Annotated in this window: 15 protein-coding genes; 3 read left to right on the top strand and 12 right to left on the bottom strand. The window is 64.4% G+C overall.

What is annotated here, in order from left to right:
- Positions 1-40 precede the first annotated feature (40 nt).
- The 3 genes from ACFPO9_RS20335 to ACFPO9_RS20345 are packed head-to-tail and all read right to left on the bottom strand — an operon-like array spanning position 41 to position 4,193.
- Positions 41-979, bottom strand: a complete 939-nt coding sequence (locus tag ACFPO9_RS20335) for a DUF5655 domain-containing protein (RefSeq protein WP_379774117.1) — start codon at positions 977-979, stop codon at positions 41-43.
- On the bottom strand, positions 976-2,346 hold the full coding sequence (locus ACFPO9_RS20340; RefSeq protein ID WP_379774119.1) for a restriction endonuclease subunit S: 1,371 nt from the start codon (positions 2,344-2,346) through the stop codon (positions 976-978). The genes ACFPO9_RS20335 and ACFPO9_RS20340 overlap by 4 nt, the downstream gene beginning before the upstream one ends.
- Positions 2,343-4,193: a type I restriction-modification system subunit M gene (locus tag ACFPO9_RS20345; RefSeq protein WP_379774122.1), complete on the bottom strand. Its 1,851-nt coding sequence runs from the start codon at positions 4,191-4,193 to the stop codon at positions 2,343-2,345. Before ACFPO9_RS20345 ends, ACFPO9_RS20340 begins: the two co-directional genes overlap by 4 nt.
- 690 nt (positions 4,194-4,883) lie before the next feature.
- On the opposite strand from ACFPO9_RS20345, the gene ACFPO9_RS20350 reads away from it, so the two are divergent.
- The gene (locus tag ACFPO9_RS20350) at positions 4,884-5,684 is read left to right on the top strand and encodes a hypothetical protein (protein WP_379774125.1); all 801 of its coding nucleotides are present in this window, start codon (positions 4,884-4,886) and stop codon (positions 5,682-5,684) included.
- A gap of 183 nt (positions 5,685-5,867) precedes the next feature.
- On the opposite strand, the gene ACFPO9_RS20355 is transcribed toward ACFPO9_RS20350, so the two are convergent.
- The 3 genes from ACFPO9_RS20355 to ACFPO9_RS20365 form a co-directional block, all read right to left on the bottom strand.
- A complete protein-coding gene (locus ACFPO9_RS20355; RefSeq protein ID WP_379774128.1) occupies positions 5,868-6,746 on the bottom strand; it encodes a replication initiation protein in 879 nt (292 codons plus the stop codon).
- Positions 6,747-6,841: 95 nt separating this feature from the next.
- Complete coding sequence (locus ACFPO9_RS20360) at positions 6,842-7,699, bottom strand: helicase RepA family protein (RefSeq protein WP_379774131.1); 858 nt, start codon at positions 7,697-7,699, stop codon at positions 6,842-6,844.
- Between the two features lie 40 nt (positions 7,700-7,739).
- A complete protein-coding gene (locus ACFPO9_RS20365) occupies positions 7,740-8,063 on the bottom strand; it encodes a helix-turn-helix transcriptional regulator (protein ID WP_379774134.1) in 324 nt (107 codons plus the stop codon).
- Positions 8,064-8,652: 589 nt separating this feature from the next.
- Here ACFPO9_RS20365 and ACFPO9_RS20370 point away from each other — a divergent pair.
- Positions 8,653-9,297 (top strand): glutathione S-transferase family protein, encoded by a 645-nt coding sequence (locus ACFPO9_RS20370; RefSeq protein ID WP_379774137.1) that lies wholly within the window; start codon positions 8,653-8,655, stop codon positions 9,295-9,297.
- Here ACFPO9_RS20370 and ACFPO9_RS20375 read toward each other — a convergent pair whose 3' ends face one another.
- Positions 9,298-10,497, bottom strand: a complete 1,200-nt coding sequence (locus ACFPO9_RS20375; protein WP_379774138.1) for an MFS transporter — start codon at positions 10,495-10,497, stop codon at positions 9,298-9,300.
- 95 nt (positions 10,498-10,592) lie between these two features.
- Between ACFPO9_RS20375 and ACFPO9_RS20380 the strand changes: the two genes are divergently transcribed.
- On the top strand, positions 10,593-11,534 hold the full coding sequence (locus tag ACFPO9_RS20380) for a LysR family transcriptional regulator (RefSeq protein ID WP_379774141.1): 942 nt from the start codon (positions 10,593-10,595) through the stop codon (positions 11,532-11,534).
- Between the two features lie 108 nt (positions 11,535-11,642).
- Here the strand turns inward: ACFPO9_RS20380 and ACFPO9_RS20385 are convergent, their stop codons facing one another.
- The 5 genes from ACFPO9_RS20385 to nirB form a co-directional block, all read right to left on the bottom strand.
- Entirely contained in the window at positions 11,643-12,278 is a 636-nt protein-coding gene (locus tag ACFPO9_RS20385; protein ID WP_379774144.1) for a head GIN domain-containing protein, read from the bottom strand.
- Positions 12,279-12,380: 102 nt separating this feature from the next.
- Positions 12,381-15,107: a molybdopterin-dependent oxidoreductase gene (locus ACFPO9_RS20390; protein ID WP_379774146.1), complete on the bottom strand. Its 2,727-nt coding sequence runs from the start codon at positions 15,105-15,107 to the stop codon at positions 12,381-12,383.
- A 12-nt stretch (positions 15,108-15,119) separates the two neighbouring features.
- Entirely contained in the window at positions 15,120-16,349 is a 1,230-nt protein-coding gene (locus tag ACFPO9_RS20395) for an NAD(P)/FAD-dependent oxidoreductase (RefSeq protein WP_379774149.1), read from the bottom strand.
- 1 nt (position 16,350) lies between these two features.
- Entirely contained in the window at positions 16,351-16,698 is a 348-nt protein-coding gene (gene nirD / locus ACFPO9_RS20400) for a nitrite reductase small subunit NirD (RefSeq protein ID WP_379774152.1), read from the bottom strand.
- A 17-nt stretch (positions 16,699-16,715) separates the two neighbouring features.
- Entirely contained in the window at positions 16,716-19,244 is a 2,529-nt protein-coding gene (nirB, locus tag ACFPO9_RS20405) for a nitrite reductase large subunit NirB (protein WP_379774155.1), read from the bottom strand.
- Positions 19,245-19,255 lie beyond the last annotated feature (11 nt).

A 19,255-nucleotide genomic window follows, 5' to 3' on the forward strand; every position in this document is an offset into this window, starting at 1 on the left:
TGTTCCTGATTTTTTCTTTCGTGTGTACGCGAGCGCTGCGCTAGTTTTCGGCGTAGCTGCGCTCCAGCAGTGCCTGGGCCCGTTGCAGGTCCAGGGGTCCGAGAAGACATAGCTCCACATCGCCCGTGCCCCAATGGCCCACCTGGCTGACGTCCCGGCTGAAGCCATCCTCAAACGTGACCGTGCCTGGGTCGAGCTTGAGTGTGATGAGCAAACGGTTCGGATAGGCAATGACACAAGCGAAGTTCTTCAGCCGGCGAAAAGCCGTGTATAGCTTAAGGCCCTTCTGCTGCACGTCGTCACCCAGCGACAGCAGCAGCGAAGTGGTCTGCTCGTAGAGCGCGCGAATCTCCGGTGTGGCAAGCGCCAAGTTTTCAGTCAGCGACCTGTCTTTTCCGGCTGGCTTGGGCGTTTCGTGCTCGGTAGAGGATGCAGAAGTCCGCGTCGGTTTCACGGCGGTAGCATCCGGCACGCTCTGCGTGTTGACAAGCTCCAGCAGCAGGAGGTCTTCGCCGAACAGTTTGTAACGGATGAGTTCGATGTTACGTGGAATCTGCTGTACCGCGTACTGGTCATAACGAGTGAAGTCCGATGCAATACACAGTAGGCGCGTGCCCGCCCATTCAATTTGCTGGGCCGCCTCTTTACCGAACTTTTCCATTACGAGCCACCGGAACTCAGCCTGGTGGTCAAGCAGCCAGTCTAGGTAAAACAAGCCTTGGTTGATGACGTTTTCGGTACTGTGGCGCTTATATTCGACGATAACCGGGCAACCGTTCTCGTCTAGACCCAGCGAGTCAATGCGGCCCCGGTGCGTTTTGCCGGTGGCGTATTCGCTGGCAAGGAAGCGCACGCCGAGGAAGGTTTCCATCTGGCCCTCGATGAGGGCTTGAAGAGTCTTTTCGAGTGGCGCGGCCTGGCTGGTGAGTTCGGTGACAGTGCTGGTGCCGTGCAGGCGGAAGAGCTGGATGTCGCTCATGCGGCGATGGCCTCCGAACTTTCGATTGCGGCTTGTGGAATAGCGCCGCGTACATCGATTTGGCCGGTGATAGCGGCCGCGATGAGGGCACTACGACGTTCCTTCAACAGGGCAATTGCCCGTTCCGCGACAGCGTTAAGAGCATCAAGCCGTCCCGTTTCACTTCGTAGAAACTCTTGAATTTCGTTTTGTTCTGCGACGCTTGGTATTGGAGCCGGCAGGTCCAAGATTACAGACTGGCCGATATTAAGCATCGAGCTACTTGCTCCTGTGGCTTCTAATTCGATTTGTGACCTTGCCTGTGGGGTTCCAAGGTAGGCGGCCAAGTAAAATGGGGTACAGCGTGCTTCGTGCAATCTCAGACGGTACAGCTTATCGCATAACATCAAATTATCGAAGTCCGTTTCGACTGCTGCTGCGCTTCCGACTAACTCACGGGTATTTGCCCGAGAAATCAATAAGTCGCCACGCTTCAGCGAATAGGCTGGGACTGGTTTAAGTTCAGGCGGCAGCTTCTTGTTCTCTGTCGGTCGAAATACTCCGCCATTTACGCAGCCAACTTTCAATACACCCCACTCATCGGCTGAGCTGATAGGGAAGTTTTCACATTGCGGACTCCACCCTTGCTCAATTGATGAGATAACACGCTTAATACGTACAACCTCCCAGTGCGCTGGCACCTCTCCTAGCCAAGCCACGCGAGAATCCTTCATCGGCGCGTTAGGATTAATGCCCTTGGTGACGACGTGGGCGATGGTGGCCTGGCGCTTTTCGGCAAGCAGGGTGATAAGCGTTACCTGCTCGGCAATCAGCGCGTCGATTTTGGCGGTTTCGCGGTCGAGGAAAGCAGCGATGGCATTCTGCTCCTTATGTGGCGGACATGGAAAGCGGAATCCATTGAACTGGTCTGTAGGGAAGCGCCAACGACCGAATTCGGAGGCACCCTGGCCAAAAGCGTAGAAAATCTTTTGTCTATAACCATTTTGGAGCAGATAAAGAAAGTACCTTGGGTCGCAAAGAACGCCATCTCGAATGGTGAACACGCGGTAGTCAGGGCTGGTCACGCCGGCATGTGAAGAAATGTCCACAAAACCGGTCAATAAGTCCATATGATTCATCGCGAAGTCACCGGGATTAACGACTTGGTATTTGGAGTAATCCATGGAGAGCTGGCCTTCATTGCTCTCAATGTCCTTAACCTTGATACCACGCTGCGTTATCGACAAAACCTGATGGCCTTCTTCACCCACAATGCGCTTGCGAATCTCGAATAAGTTCTTAAGACGACAAACATCCCAATGCGAGGGAACGGTTCCGAGCCATCGCTCGCCACTGTCGCGGTATTCTTGGTACTTTGGCACACTCATTCCGCCAACTCCTCGAGCATCTTCATGATGTTGGCTGACGCCGCCTTCAGCTCTTCATCGATGGCATGTAAGCTACGCGGCGCCTCGAACACATAGAAGTGCCGATTAAACGGAATCTCATACCCCACCTTGTTCTTCTCCGCATCAATCCACGCATCGGCTGCATGTGGCAATACTTCGCGCTCAAAGTAAGCCTGGATGTTCTCGGTCAGCGGTACGTTCTCGGTATCACGCAACGCGCTGTCCGGCTGGAGCTTGCCCTTCTGCTTGCCCTTCACGCCCAGTATCGGGTTGCCAGCCTCGTCGAGCAATGGCCGCTCGACGGTGATGGTGGTGTAGCCAAATTCCTCGTTCCTGAAGATGCGTGAGATGGGCACACGCTTGAGTTTTCCACCGTCAGGTGCGGCAGGCACGTTGTCGGTGCCAGTCACGAGCTGGGGCCCGCCCAGCACGGCGCTGGCGGAATCGAACACGGTAACGAGTTCGGCCTCGATGAAGTCGCCGAACAGGCGCGTGACGGTGGCGATATGCTCGTCGCTCATTTCTTTGCGCTTGCTGCCCAGGCTCTTGCGCATCTTCTGCCAGAAGCCGCTTGCGTCGATGAGCTGCACGAAACCCTTGCGGTCGGTCGGCTTCTTGTTCGACAAAATCCAAACGTAAGTGGCGATTCCCGTGTTGTAGAACATATCGGTCGGCAGGCCGACAATGGCTTCCACCAGGTCGTTTTCCAATACGTAGCGACGGATTTCGCTTTCTCCGCTGCCGGCGCCGCCAGTGAACAGGGGCGAACCGTTGAGCACAATGCCGAAGCGGCTGCCGCCCTCGCCATTGACGACCGGCGCCATCTTCGAGAGCAAATGCATTAGGAACAGCATGGAGCCGTCGGAGACGCGTGGCAGTCCAGGGCCAAAACGACCATCGAAGCCCTTCTGCTCGTGCTCCTGCCGCACCGCCTTCTCGACCTTCTTCCATTCCACGCCGAAGGGTGGGTTGGACAGCATGTAATCGAACTTGCGCCCACCGTGGCCATCGTCGGACAACGTATTGCCGGCGACAATGTTCTCGACCGGCTGGCCCTTGATGAGCATGTCGGCTTTACAGATGGCGTAAGACTCGTCGTTGAGCTCCTGGCCAAACATGGTCAGGCGCGCTTGCGGGTTGTGCTCCAACAGATATTCACCGGCAATCGATAGCATGCCGCCGGTGCCCGCAGTGGGGTCGTAGATGGTGCGTACCACGGCGCTTCCCGGCGTCAGGACATCGTCATCCTCGATGAACAACAGGTTCACCATCAAGCGGATGACTTCGCGTGGGGTAAAGTGCTCACCGGCCGTTTCGTTCGAGATTTCGGCGAACTTTCGAATCAGTTCCTCGAACACGAGCCCCATGCTGGCGTTGTCCACCACGTCAGGGTGCAAGTTGATGTTGGCGAATTTTTCGGTGACGAGATACAGCAGGTTGGCTTTGGCCAGGCGCTCGACCTGAACATAGAAGTCGAAGCGTTCGAAGATGTCGCGTGCCGACGGCGAAAACGCCTGTACGTAGGCATAGAGGTTCTGGCGGATATGGTCCTGGTCACCCAGCAGCTTAACCAAGTCCAGCGGCGAAGTGTTGTAAAAGCTTTGATTACCCGAGGCCCTGCGCAGGAATGGGTCCGGATTCAGCCCTGCTTTGGTCTTCGCTTCGAACTCTGCCAGCACGGCTGGCTTGGTGGTTTCAAGCACGCAGTCTAACCGGCGTAGCACGGTGAACGGGAGGATGACACGGCCGTACTCCGACTGCCTATAGTCACCGCGTAGAAGGTCAGCAACCGACCAGATAAAAGACGACAATGCTTGATGATTCATTGGTAACTAAAACCCGTAAATTTCTGTATTTTCAGCAAGCAACCACTTTACCATTCCCATACAGCATCACCCAAGTCGAGGAAGTCCAGAGACCTATCCGCGCCACACGTCCACACGCTCAAGCAGCTCCCTCAGCCGTACATCACAGGCAAGACGAAGTCGCGCAGTCACCGGCCGCAAGCCGGTGACGCAGGGGTGCCGCACCACGCCCTGCGTGGTGTGGGGCAAGGGCGTCCAGCCCGCAGCCCAGTCCATCGCGCCCGGCCCCAGCCGGGTCGATGGTCTGCTTGGGGGGAGCCGCGAATCGCTGAACGCCCCAGCGTTCAGAAGCCCGCCAACGGGCTGGCAGATTTGTGGGGGGCCATGCATGGCCCCGGCGCCCCGGGCAGTGCGCGGGCATCGTAGTCGAGTCAAGCGAAGCGCTGACCGTAGGCACCAGCCGGAGCCGGCAACGCGTCCAGCGGGGCAGAGTGAGTACGATGCCCGCGCGCAGCGTGGGGCGCCCGCCGTTGGGAGCACGGGCTTCGTTCAGAAGCCCGAACCGCCGGCCAGACGTCCAGTCTGGCGTAAAGGCGGTGGTGCTCCTGCCGCGCGAGCGGCTTCGCCTACCCTGTTCGCTCCCCGGCGAACAGGCAATCGAACAGCGTTCGGGCGCTATACGGGTTATCGACATCACGGAGAGATAACCCTATGAAAGTGAAGGACGGACGGGCAATCGCCCACGACAACGAGGTGCGCGTGTTGCGCGCCCTGCACCGCTTCGGCTGGCTGCGCACGCGCGACTTGGCCGCACTGGTCTGGCAACGGTGGCAAGCGCGCCCTCTCAGCGAACCGGATTTCCGGCCACCGGCAGCGTCGGCTTCCGGGCTGCGGATGGCGCAGCGGACTATGTGCCGGCTATTCAAGGCGCGCCAGGTGCTGCGCGGTCAGGCGCCGAATGGCAGCGTGATTTATGCGCTCGCCGAGGCCGGGACTCGACGCTTGCAGCGCCTGGGCGTGCCCGCAAAGTCCGGCAAGGACCTGGTGCGTAGCTTCAGCAGCGCGCAGTTCCGGCACCGGTGCATTGCGAACGAAATCGCCATCGGCGCCATCATCGCTGGTCTGCGGGTTTCGACGGAGCGCGAGATTGCGCAAAACCGCTGGCTTGGTGGTGACGCCGGCATCGCCGGCAAGAAGCCAGACGTATTGCTGCACCATAGCGGACAAGTCTGGCTCGTGGAAGTGGAGAAAAGCCGGAAGAATGCCAAGGACTATGCGCAACTGCTCCGGTGGCTGGCGCAGGTGGGCATCGACGCACTGCGCCCCTCAGGTCCTACGTTACTAGACAAGGGCCTGCACTTGGCAAAGGTCGTATTCGTCTGCACGCCAGCATTCCAAGCAAGGCTCTGCCGCGACCTTGCAGCAGCGGGTTGGAAAAAGAATGCAATCGACAGCATCATCATGTTCAAGCCGTCGCTATACTCTTTCGAGGACATAGTATTTTCATCTTGAGGTATGGGAGCGGCTTGGGTCGGTACCGCTCCGACAGCTTGATTCTCGTCCCGGCACAAATCTCGCCGGGCGCCCCGCCGGACGCGTCACCGACCCCGGCGGGGTTTTTCGTTGGAGCACCATATTCGATACGCCACACCCTGCCTGGATGCCAGGGCGCTGCTATCTGATATGGCTTTTGTCTCACGCGATGGTGTCAGGGACCAGCAGGCCACTCTTCAACCGCCGATAGTAGGTCGCCCGACTGATGCCTTGCGCCGCCCAAGGTTCGCCCTCGGCGGTACGTGTCGCCGGCCGGCCGCCACGCTTGCCGCGAGCGGACTGGATAGTGGAGAATTTTTCATCGCTGAACTGCCGCCAGGTCCATCTCGCCACACTTCTCGACACGGCCTTTACTTCCGAAAATGACAGTGGCGTAGTGAAGACGTTGAGCTTTTCCGCTTGCCCGAGAACGGCGCGCTGCCAATGCTCGGGCATGGCGGCATTGCGCTTGTATTCCCTTACCCAACAGTACGACCAGGCGCGCAGCTCATCGAACAGAATGCAGTTACGGCCCAGCCCGAGCGTTTCACGCGGCGCGCGGCGCTTGAACAACTCTACGTATTCGGCCAATTCACCCAGCTCATAAAGCCGTTGGACCCACAACGTGCGCCAGGCGTCATGGAACGGATTTTTCGCGATGAGACCTGCGTAACCAGGGTCGGCACCCAGCTTCGCAAGAAACGCTTGCTGCACTGCCGCCGCATAGCGAATCGGAGCGTCGCGCGCTGCATCGCTCATGGCAACAGGCGTCACAAGGCCGTAAAACAGATGGGCATGGGCATTCGCCGGATTGATGACGGTCAGCGTTGGCGGTGGCAGATTGGCCTCTTCCCACGCGTATGCGGCACCTCGATAGTCGAGGTCAAAAATTAGCCACGCCACTTCGAGCGGTGCGTTGGGCTGGAGATGCCTGAACTGCAACGCGGTGGCAGTTGGGCGAACCACAAGTCCGCAAGTGAGGTCATTGGCACAGTATGGCCGGCGTGGAAGCCGAGCTTGAAAAATAGTGGAGGTATCCATCGGGGCTTGCGCCCCGGCGGTGCGTTAATTCAAAAATGTCCTTGTACTGCAAAATCCCCAATGGTTGTCCTCATGCGCATGCCGGGGCTTTTCTATCAGGTGGTTAATAGGCGCGCGCCGCCGACTGTCCGCGTGTTTGAACGCGGAGCCGGCAGTTGCGCGAGTTGGAATCGACCGCCCGGTCCGCGCTTGAGCCAGCAGCGGGGTCGGGGAGGCAGGTAGTTGGTCTTGGCAAAATCAAGCGCGATGTAGTGCGCACGTTCGACGTCAGAAATCGCGTGATGGTTGGCCATCTTCTCGTCCATGCGTGACAGGTTCAGCTGCCAGCGGGCGCCATCGACCAGGGCGCTTGAGCCGCGCGCGGCATGCTGCGAACCGGCATCTGCAGCGGATGCCCGGTTGGCATGGTGAATGCCCATCACCGCTGCGCCCGTGGCCTTCGCGAGGCTTTCCATGGCGACGACGAAGGCCGTCATTTCGGAGCTGTTGTTCTCGTCACCGCCATGCATACGACGGAGCGGGTCGACGATGATGAGCCGCGCCCCGTCGCCCAGCGCGCGCAGTTCTTCATAGAGAAGAGTCGGGCGGTCATCAGCAACCAATGTGCAGGACTCGCCAGCCATCGGCAGCAACACGAGGTTGTCATAGAGGGCTGCAAAGCCCTGCTCGTCCAGCGAGAGCAGGCAGCGAATACGCTCGGCAAGCAGGCGGTCGGATTCCTCGCCCGCGAGGAAAACAACCTTGCCTGGCAAGGAGGATGGGAACAGTCCACCAGCGACTGGACGGCCAAGAGCCAGGGAAGTGGCGATGTCGAGAGCGAGCTGCGATTTGCCAGTTGCCCCCGGCGCCACGAGCAAGCCGAACGTTCCAGGCAGCAGGCCAGGCAACACGAAGTCGAGTGGTGGCAAGGGGGCGGTCAGTGCCCACGCCAGGTCCAGGGGCTTCAGCAGCATGGCGCCTCCCCTGCCCTATACTTGGCTTGAAGCATAGTGCTCATTCGCCGCCCTCCAGCCGTGCCAGCTTGCGTTCGCTACTAGCGCGCAGGCTGCCCGCAACGGAATACGACTGCTTGCTACACGTCTTGATTGCAACAGCGGGCGCATCTGGGCTTTGCGCCTCGGCAGCAGGTTCGAGCAGTCGCTTGGACAGCCAGCCGTAAAAGGCGTCCGGATGCCAGAAGACGCGGTTCCCAAGCTTGGCGGGCGCAGGCAGAATTCCTTCGTTAATCCAGTTCTCGACCGAACGGATGGAAATGTCCAGCAGGTCGGCGACGGCCTGTTTCGAGAGTGGCGTAAAGGGTGTGTGGTGAAGTGTCATGAAGGACCTCCGTAGTTCAGTCCTTCGTATAGGCAAACGGAAAGGGAAATCAGGCGCTTTTCGCGCAGGTAACCGAATATTTTTGTAACGCAATGTTGCAGGCTGGTTTGACGCAGAAAGACAGTGGCAAATCAGTGGCAAACAGGGCTGGATTGCCACTGCACGCAGCTTCGCGCAACAGGGCGAAGACAAGCGCAAGTCATTGTTTTATAATGAACTAAACTAACCCGCGAACATCGTTTCAAGCGCGAAAAGCACGTTCGGGACGTAGAGGCCGGAGGTTCGAATCCTCTCACCCCGACCATCTCACTTCCTCTCGTTTTCCTGTAGCTTTCGTCTCGTTTCGTCGATTGACGCCTCCGTCCGCGCGGCCGCATCATGTAAATACCTTTACTGATCCGCACGGAGCAGATGCTGCTGCTCGATGTCCACGAGATCCCGGTGGGCGTGGCACTGGAGGTCATGGGACTGATCCTGGTGGCGGCGGTGGCGGCGAGCCTGCTCACGTCGAAGCCGGTGCGAAGGACCTGATTGCCGGCTGGACCATTCGAAGGTAGTCTCATGTCATCGACCGAGGGAGGAGATTCGCATGACCATCACCATCACCGCTTTCGAACGCTCGCCCGACGGCGGCAAGGGACTGGCGCGCGACACGCGCGTGCGCTGGGCGCTGGAAGAAGTCGGCCAGCCCTACGAGGTGCGCCTGGTGCCGCACCGGGCGATGAAGGAGCCGGCGCACCTGGCGATCCACCCCTTCGGCCAGATCCCGACCTATGAGGAAGACGGGCTGGCGCTGTTCGAGACCGGCGCCATTGTCTTCCATCTCGCCCAGCGTTTTGCCGGCCTGCTGCCGCTCGATGCGCACGCGCGGGCGCGCGCGATCACGTGGATGTTCGCGGCGCTGAATACGATGGAGCCGCCCATCCTCGACATCTTCACCGCCCGGATACTCGAGGGCGACAAGCCCTGGGCCGCCGAACGCCTGCCCCTGGTGCTGGACCGCGTGCGCGCCCGCCTGCGGCAGCTGGCCGACCGCCTGGGCGATGCCGACTGGCTCGACGGCGGGTTCAGCGCGGGGGACCTGATGATGGTGTCGGTGCTGCTGCGGGCGCGGCCGTCGGGTGTGCTGGACGAGTTCCCGACCCTGGCCGCCTATGTGGCGCGCGGCGAGGCGCGGCCGGCCTACCGGCGGGCCTTCGCCGCGCAGCTGGCCGTCAACGCCCCTGCGGCCTGATTACTTCACTTTCAGACGCACCACCAGCGCCGCGGCGGACGCCAGGGTCGCCAGCAGCACCACGCCGGTCCAGCCCCAGCTTGCCAGGGCCTGGGCGCCCAGCAGGCCGCCCACCGACATGCCGATGAACATGCAGGTCATCAGGACCGCGTTCAGGCGGCTGCGCGCTTCCGGTGCGATGCCGAAGACGATGGTCTGGTGCGAGATCAGGCTGGCCTGCACGCCGAGGTCGAAGCCCAGCGTCGCGAGGGCCAGCAGCGCCAGCTGGCCCTGCACCGGCAGCAGCGGCATCAGCAGCATCGAGGCAAAGGAGACCGCGGCGACGCCACAGGAAATGCGCAGCACCCAGGCCGGGCCATGGCGGTCCGCCAGCCGGCCGGCGTGGGGCGCGGCCAGGGCGCCGGCGGCGCCGGCCAGGCCGAAGGCGCCGGCCGCGGCCGAGCCCAGATGGAAAGGCGCCGCGTGCAGCATCACGGCGAGGGTCGACCAGAAAGCCGAGAAGCCGAGCGCCAGCAGGCCCTGGGCCAGCGCGGCCTGGCGCAGCTTCGGATATTCGCCCCACAGGTGCAGCAGCGATTTCAGGAGCTGCGGATACGGCTGGCTGGTGGTCGGCGCAAAGCGCGGCAAACCGCGCGCCAGCACCACCGCCAGCAGGGCGACGCTGGCGGCGGCCGCGACGAACATCGAGCGCCAGCCGAAGTTCTCGGCGACGAACCCGCTCACCACCCGCGACAGCAGGATGCCCATCAACAGGCCGGTCATCACCGTGCCGACCGCCTTGCCGCGCTCGTGGGCCGGCGCCAGCGTGGCCGCGGCGGGCACGATGTCCTGGGCCACGGTGGCGAACAGGCCGACCAGCAGGCTCGCCGCGAGCAGCACGCCCAGGCCCGGCGCAAAGCCGGTCAGCAGCAGCGCCGCGCACAGGAGCGCGGCCTTCAGCAGGATGATGTTGCGGCGGTCGAAGCGGTCGCCGAGGGGCGCGAGCAGCAGCAGGCCGAGCGCGTAGCCGAGCTGGGTCAGCGTCGGAATCCAGCCGATCTGGCGCGGGCTGGCGTGCAGGTCGCCGGCCAGCACGCCGAGGGTCGGCTGGCTGTAGTAGAGCGCGGCGACCGTCAGGCCGGTGCCGCCGGCGAGCAGGAAGGTCAGCGATGTCGATAAATGGGGCTGGGCGGGTTTCACGATTGTCGAGGCGGTGTTCATGGCAGTGTTGTCTGGATTGACGATGGTGCCATTATCATTGGTGCGTCTCGCGTATGGTAGACCCGCGAAACGTCGAACTGTTATACGATGAGCGTATGAACCTCGACCTCAACGCTGTTGTTTCCACCGCCGACCGCATGATGCTGGTGGAGACTTTCGTGCGCATCGTCGATGCCGGCAGCCTGTCGGCGGCGGCGCGCCTGCTGGAGACGACACAGCCGACCGTCAGCCGGCGCCTGAAGACCCTGGAGAAATCGCTGGGCGTGCGCCTGCTGCAGCGCTCGACCCACGCGATGAAGCTGACCGACGACGGCATGCGCTGCTACACGCGCGCCAAGGAGCTGCTCGCCGGCTGGCAGGCGTTCGAGAGCGAGATCCGCGGCGCCGGCGAGGAGCCGGTCGGGCTGCTGCGCGTGATCGCGCCGCACGCTTTCGGCCAGCAGCAGCTGGTGGCGCCGCTGGCCGAATACCTGGCGCGCTATCCGAAGATGGCGGTCGACTGGACCCTGCACGACCGCACCCCGGACTTCATCGCCGAGGGCATCGACTGCGCGATCCGCGTCGGCGACATTCCCGATCCGTCGGTGGTGGCGATCCGCCTGGGCGAGGTCCCGCGCATCGTGGTCTGCGCGCCCGCCGTGCTGGCAGGCCGCGCGCCGCCCACGCATCCGGAGCAGCTGGCCGCCCTGCCGTGGATCGCGGTGTCGAGCTTCTACCGCAACGAGGTCGCGCTGACACACCGCCAGAGCGGCGAGACGCTGCGCTTTGCCATCCAGCCGCGCATGTACACCGACAACCTGTACGCGATGCGCAGCGCCGCCCTGCTGGGCGTGGGCGCGGCAATCGGCTCGTCCTGGGCCGTGCGCGAGGAGCTCGACGCCGGGCGCCTGGTGCAGCTGATGCCGGACTGGGAAGCGGCGCCGCTGCCCATCCACCTGATCTACCCGCCGGCGCGCTTCTATCCGGCGCGGCTGCGGCGCTTCATCGACATCATGAAGGTGGCCGTGCCGCAGGCTTTCGGCATCCTGCCGCCTTGAGCCTGCGAGAGCGTCCTACAGAGCCCGCAGGGCAAGGCGCATTGTCGAAGACAGTACGTTAGTACGGCGAGACGATGCAACGCCGCCATGCCGGTTCTGTTGGGCGCTCTATTCGCCGGCGTCGACGGAGCCGATGCCCGAGGCCTTCTTGTTGACCGTGCGCGGCTTGCCGTAATAGGTCAGGCTGCCCATGCCCTGAACCACGGCATCGAGCCGGTTCCTGGCGTAGACGCTGACGTCGCCGACGCCGCGGAAGCGGATGTCCACGTCGTTCGCGAGCAGGCGCTTGGCATCGACCTCGCCGACGCCTTCGGCCTTCATGCTGAAGGTCTTCACTTCGCCGTTGATGTCCATCTTGCCGGCGCCGCGGTAAGTCACGTCCAGGCGTTCGCCGCGGATGCGATTGAGGTTGATCTCGCCCGCGCCTTCGACCTCGAGCGCGCGCAGCGCCGGCATGCCGATGACGACCAGCGGGTCGCCCTTCCAGGACTTGTGGCTGACATCCTTGTCGCGCAGGCGCAGGCGCAATTCGCCGTCCACCACTTCGCTGCTCAGCTCCTTGATGAAGCGCGGGTCGCCGCGCACGGTCAGCGACTGCGCCTTGCCCGCATCCACGGTGACGCTGAACGGACCCTGCACGCTGATCGACGTGAAGGCCGGCGCGTTGCGGACCTGGTCGTCCGCGTGGGCGGTAGCGGTACTCAGTACGGCGGCAAGGGCAAGGGAAAGGGTAAGTGGGCGCATCGCAATCTCTCGGTTGATTGAAGATGGGCCCATTCTAGGCATGGAATGCCTGCCCGGCCGAGAAATTGAGATGAACTGCAAGAATCGCCGGATGGTCTGCGATTATTGCGCCTTGATGGACGCCTCGCCGAGCAGCGCGCGTATTTCGGGCACGCAGGAACCGCAGTTGCCGCCGGCCTTGACGCAAGCCGTGACCGCGGCCGCGTCCTTCAACCCGTGCTGTTCGATGGCGATGCGGATCGTGTCGCGGCCCACGCCGAAGCAGGAGCAGACGGTCGGTCCCGGATCAACTCCCTGCTCGCGCGCCCGGCCAGACAATAAGCCGCTGCGGTCCTGCGGGCTCAGGCTCTCCTTGCAGAACATCTGCGCCAGCCAGGCCCTGGCCGGCAGATCCTGGCGCTGGGAGACGAACAGGCAGGCCTCGATCCGCCCGTCGACCAGGTGGGCGGCGCGATACACGCCGCCGTTGCGGTCCTCGAGCTCGATCCAGTCGGCGTCGTCATCCTCGACCTGCAGCAGCTTGCGCGCCCAGTGAGCCGCATCGGCGAAGGGCTTGCGGCCGGCCAGCTCGTAGCGGACGAAACCCGCGCCCTGGATGCGGGTCCAGTTGGCCGCTTCCCGCAGCGGCAGTGCCGCGCGGCTGAGGATGAAGCCGTACCAGTGCACGCCGAAGGGCTCGACGCGCACCGGCGTGTGCTTGAATTCCGGCTCGCCCGAGACCGGGTCCACCGCGGGATTCACCACCGCGCCCACGCGCGCATCGGACGCCGTCTGGCCGCTCCAGTGGATGGGCATGAACACGCTGCCGCGCGCGATGCCGCCGCCGTGCCGCACGCGCGCCACCACCGTGCCCCAGTTGCTGGTCACGCGCGCCAGTTCGCCGGCTTTTACCCCGCATAGCAGCGCGTCCTGGGGGTGCAGGTCGACGAAGGGTTCCGGCACGTGTTCCGCCAGTTTGACCGAGCGGCCGGTGCGCGTCATCGTGTGCCACTGGTCGCGCACGCGGCCGGTGTTCAGCACCAGGGGGAATTCGGCGTCGGGCAGATGCGCGGGCAGGCGCGCGCGGGTGGCGACGAAGCGCGCCTTGCCGTCCGGGTAAGCGAAGCGGCCGTCGCCAAACAGGCGCTGCGTGTCCTCTCCCTGGCGGCGGACCGGCCACTGCACCGGCTCCAGCGCATCGTATTCGGCGCGGCCGAGACCGGCCAGGCCGCCGATGTCGAATACACGGCGGCGCTGGCTGCCGGCGCCGTTCTGCCAGTTCGACAGGCGCGCGTGCTCGTCGAAGATCTGCTGCGGCGCCGTGAAATCGAAACCGCTGAAGCCCATCCTGCGCGCGACCTCGCAGACGATCTCCCAGTCCGGCCGCGCCTGGCCCGGCTTTGACAAGAAGGCGCGCTGGCGCGAGATGCAGCGTTCGGAATTCGTGACCGTGCCATCCTTCTCGCCCCAGCCCAGGGCCGGCAGCAGCACGTGGGCCAGCTGGTTGGTGTCGGTTCCCAGCACGATGTCCGAGGCCACTACCAGCTCGCACTTTTCCAGCGCGCGGCGCGCCTGGTCGGCATCCGGCAGGCTGACCAGCGGATTGGTGGCCATGATCCACACAGCCTTCACCTTGCCTTCCTCGATCGCGCGGAACAGCTCGACCGCTTTCAGGCCCGGCTTGTCCGCCATGCGCGGCGCGTCCCAGAAGGCCTGCACGGCGGCGCGCTGGGATGGATCGTCGAGCTCCATGTGCGCCGCCAGCATGTTCGCCAGGCCGCCCACTTCGCGTCCGCCCATCGCGTTCGGCTGGCCGGTCAGCGAGAACGGCCCCATGCCGGGCCGGCCGATGCGCCCCGTGGCCAGGTGGCAGTTGATGATGGCGTTGACCTTGTCGGCGCCGCTGGACGACTGGTTCACGCCCATGGTGAAGGCGGTGAGGGTCTTTTCCGTGTTCGCGAACAGCTCGTAGAAGGCCAGCAGCTGCTGTGGATCGAGCCGGCAAGCCCTGGCCACATCCAGCAGGGCCGCCTCGCGCCCGCCCGGCGCGAGGAAGGCGGCTTCGCCCGCCGCGTCCAGCGCCTCGCCCAGGCCGACCGTATGCGCCTGCACGTAAGCGCTGTCCAGCGCGCCCTGGGTGGCCAGGTAGCCCAACAAGCCGTTGAACAGCCAGACGTCGCTGCCCGGTTTAAGCGGCAGGTGCAGGTCGGCCAGGTCGCAGGTGGCGGTGCGGCGCGGGTCGATCACCACGACGCGCATGCCCGGCCGCGCTTCCTTCGCGCGGACAATGCGCTGGTACAGGGTCGGATGGCACCAGGCCGCGTTCGAGCCCACCAGCACCACCAGGTCGGCTAGTTCGAAGTCTTCGTAGCAGCCGGGCACGAGGTCTTCGCCGAAGGCCCGCTTGTGGCCCGCTACGGCGGCGGACATGCACAGGCGTGAATTGGTGTCGATGTTCGCGCTGCCGACATAGCCCTTCATGAACTTGTTGGCGACGTAGTAATCCTCGGTCAGCAGCTGGCCAGAGACGTAGAGGGCCACCGCATCCGGGCCGTGCTCGGCGATGATCTTGCGGAAGCCGCCGGCCACCTTGTCGAGCGCTTCCGCCCACGAGGCCTCGTGCAGGCCTTCGCCGGCGCGCAGCATGGGCGACAGCAGGCGCCCTTCCAGGCCCACGGTCTCGCCTAGCGCCGATCCCTTCACGCACAGGCGGCCCTGGCTGGCCGGGTGAGCCTCGTCGCCGGCGATGGCCAGCGCGCCATCCTGGCCGACCTGGGCGCGCACGCCGCAGCCGACGCCGCAATAGGGACAGGTGGTACGGACCGTGGTCGGAATGGCGGACAGTTTCATGAAGACTCCAGGTCAGGCCGCAAGGACGGATTGCGCCTGGCCGAACAGCAGCTGGTTGCGGATGGCCGAGATATCGGTGCGGTTCTGGATCAGGCCGAAGTACCAGGGGCCGTCGGCAACGTCGCCGTACAGCACCGCGCCGGTGAGACGGCGACCACTGAGCACCAGCCGCTTGTAGACGCCGCCGCGGCGGTCGCGCAGCACCAGGTCTTCGCTTCCTTCCCCGCCGACGATGTCGCCGGCCGAGTACAGGTCCACGCCGGTCACCTTCAGCCTGGTGGCGGTGGCCTGCTGCACGTAGCGGCGGTGGCCGCTGCCCGCCAGGTGGGCCGCGCAGACGCGCGCCTGGTCCCAGATCGGCGCCACCAGGCCGAAGGTGGCGCGGCGGTGCTGCACGCATTCGCCGACGGCGTAAACGCGCGGGTCGTAGGTCTGCAGGGTATCGTCGACGACGATGGCGCGCTCCACGTGCAAGCCGGCTTCCTTCGCCAGCGCGACATTCGGCCGCACACCGGCCGCCATCACGACCAGGTCGGCCGGGATGGTCTCGCCGTCCGCGAAGCGCAAGGCCTGCACGCGGCCGTCTCCCTCGATGGCGGCGGTCTGGCGGCTCAGCAGGATGCGCAGGCCGCGCCGCTCCAGCGAGGCGCGCAGCAGCTCGGCGGCGGCGGCGTCCAGCTGCTGGTTCATCAGGCTGGCCGTCACGTGCACCACCGTCACGGCCATCCCCTGGCGCAGCAGGCCGTTGGCCGCTTCCAGCCCGAGCAGGCCGCCGCCGATCACGACCGCGTGGCCGCCGGAACGTGCCGCAGTCAACATCGCATCGACATCGTGCAGGTCGCGGAAACCGATCACGCCGGGCAGGTCATGACCCGGCACCGGCACGATGAAGGGTTTCGAGCCGGTGGCGACCAGCAGCCGGTCATAAGGCACGGCCAGGCCGGATGCCGCATGCACGATGCGCCGCTTGCGGTCGATGCGAACCACCGGATCGCCCGCATGCAGGGTGATGCCATTCGCCGCATACCACTCGCGCGTGTGCAGCATGATGTCGGCCACGCTCTTCTCGCCCGCCAGCACCGGCGAGAGCAGGATCCGGTTGTAGTTCCCGTGCGGCTCGGCGCCGAACACGGTAATGCGGTACATGTCGGGCGCCAGCTTGAGCAGCTCCTCGACCGTGCGCATGCCGGCCATGCCGTTGCCGATCACGACCAGCGAAGGTCGTCTGTCGATCGCCTGCATGTCAGGCCCCTACCCAGACCTGGCCGTCCTGCACCCGCACCGGATAGCTGGACACCGAGTTGTGTGGCGCTTCAAGGCACTCGCCGGTGCGCAGGTCGAAGTGCTGCTTGTAGATGGGCGAAGCCACCACCACGCGCTCGCCGATGCTGCCGACCAGCCCGCGCGACAGGACGGCAGCCTGCGAATTCGGGTCGTAGTTATCGATGGCGAACAGGTCGGGGGACTCGGCGCCGATGCGGAACACCGCCACCTGACGGCCGTTCAGCAGCGCGCAGACGCCGGTGTCCGGGACGATGCGATCGAGGGGGCAGACGGCGTTCCATTGGTTCAGTTGCAGGTCGCGATGCATTTCAATTCTCCTAAAAGTCAGGCGCTGCGGGTGATGGGAATGACGCGGCGTTCTTCAGGCCTGGCGGGCCGCACCTGGCCGCGCTCCGGCATGAAGACCACGTTGTCGTCGACGTTCTCGCTGTTGACGAAGCTGCGGAAACGCGCCCGCACGGCCGGGTCCTCGACCGCGTTCTTCCACTCGTCGGCATAGCTGTCGACCACGCGCTGCATGTCGGCTTCCAGTTCGGCGCCAATGCCGAGGCTATCCTCGACCACCACCTGCTTCAGGTAATCGAGGCCGCCTTCCAGGCCCTCCCGCCAGGTGCTGGTGCGCTGCAGACGGTCGCCGGTGCGCACGTAGAACATCAGGAATCGGTCGACCAGCTTCACCACCGTCTCTTCGTCCAGGTTCGACGCCAGCAGCTCGGCATGGCGCGGCTTCATGCCGCCGTTGCCGCACACGTAGAGGTTCCAGCCCTTGTCCGTGGCGATCAGGCCGACGTCCTTGCCCTGGGCCTCGGCGCACTCGCGGGTGCAGCCTGACACGCCGAACTTGATCTTGTGCGGCGCGCGCAAGCCCTTGTAGCGATTCTCCAGCCGGACGCCAAAGCCGATGCTGTCGCCGACGCCGTAGCGGCACCAGGTCGAGCCGACGCAGGATTTCACGGTGCGCAGCGACTTGCCGTAGGCGTGGCCGGATTCGAAGCCGGCCGCGATCAGCTCTTCCCAGATCGAAGGCAGCTGGTCCACGCGGGCGCCGAACATGTCCACGCGCGCCCCGCCCGTGATCTTGGTGTACAAGCCGTACTTCTTGGCCACCTGCCCCACCGCGATCAAGCCGTCCGGCGTGACCTCGCCGCCCGGCATGCGCGGCACCACGGAATAAGTGCCGTCCTTCTGGATATTCCCGAGGAAGTAGTCGTTCGAATCCTGCAGGCTGGCGTGTTCGGGCTTGAGCACGAAGTCGTTCCAGGTCGAGGCCAGGATGTTGGCGGCCACCGGCTTGCAGATGTCGCAGCCCAGGCCCTTGCCGTGCCTGCCCAGCAGCTCGCCGAAGCTCTTGATGCCGCCGACGCGGACCAGGTGATGCAGCTCCTGGCGCGAGTAGGGGAAGTGTTCGCACAGGTGGTTGCTGACGGCCAGCCCGGCCTTCGCCATCGCCGCCTTCATGATCTGGTTCACCAGCGGCACGCAGCCGCCGCAGGAGGTGCCGGCCGTGGTGCAGGCTTTGACGGCCGCGATATCGCAGGCGCCGCCCGCCACCGCGTCAAGGATGGCGCCCTTGCTGACCGCATTGCATGAGCAGACCTGGGCGGTGGCCGGCAAGGCATCGACGCCGATGGCCGGCGCCACGCCGCCCTCGCTCTGCGGCAGGATCAGGATCTCGGGTGCGCTTGGGAGCTTCAGGCCGTTCAGCATGGTCTGCAGCAGATTGCCGTATTCCGCGGCGTCGCCGACCAGCACCGCGCCCAGCAGGCGCTTGCCGCAATCGGAGACCACGATTTTCTTGTACACGCGCTTGCGCTCGTCGCTGAACTGGAAGCTGCGGCTGCCGGCCGTATTGCCGTGCGCATCGCCGATCGAGGCGACGTCGACGCCCATCAGTTTCAGCTTGGTGCTCATGTCGGCGCCGGCAAATGTGCCTTCCTTGCCGAGCAGCGCGCGCGCCACGGTGCGCGCCATGTCGTAGCCCGGGGCCACCAGGCCGAAGGTCTGGCCCTGCCAGGCCGCGCATTCGCCGATCGCGTAGACGTCCGGATCGGATGTCAGGCAGGCGTCGTCGATGGCGATGCCGCCGCGCGGGCCGAGTGCCAGTCCGCAGGCCCGCGCCAGCTCGTCGCGCGGGCGGATGCCGGCCGAGAACACGATCATGTCGGTCTCGAGGAAGCTGCCGTCGGCGAATTCCATGCGGTGGGCGGCGCCCTCGCCGTCCACGATGCGCAGCGTGTTCTTCTGCGTGTGCACCGTCACGCCCAGTTCCTCGATGCGGCCGCGCAGCATGCGCCCGCCTAGTTCGTCGACCTGCACCGCCATCAGGCGCGGCGCGAATTCGACCACGTGGGTGTCCAGCTTCATGTCGCGCAGAGCCTTGGCGCATTCGAGGCCCAGCAGGCCGCCCCCGATCACCACGCCGGAACGGGCCTGCGCGCCGCACGCCAGCATCGCTTCCAGGTCTTCGATGGTGCGGTAGACGAAGCAGCCGGCGCGCTCGCGGCCCGGTACCGGCGGCACGAAGGGCGAGGAACCTGTGGCGAACACCAGCTTGTCGTAGCCGAGGACTTCGCCGCTGGCCAGGGTCAGAACCTTCGCCAGGCGGTCCACCGCCACCACCTTCGCGTTCAGCTTCAAGCTCAGGCCCGGGCGTTCGAAGAAGCCCGGCGCGACCAGCGACAAGTCGTCCGCGCTGCGGCCGGCGAAGAATTCCGACAGGTGCACGCGGTCGTAGGCGGGACGCGGCTCTTCGCACAGCACGGTGACATCGAAGGCCGGCGCACCGGCATCGCCGTACAGGGTTTCGAGGAATTTGTGGCCGACCATGCCGTGGCCGATGACGATCAGTTTCATGGCAGGTAATC

Source organism: Massilia aerilata, assembly GCF_042656905.1.
Lineage (GTDB): Bacteria > Pseudomonadota > Gammaproteobacteria > Burkholderiales > Burkholderiaceae_D > Telluria > Telluria aerilata.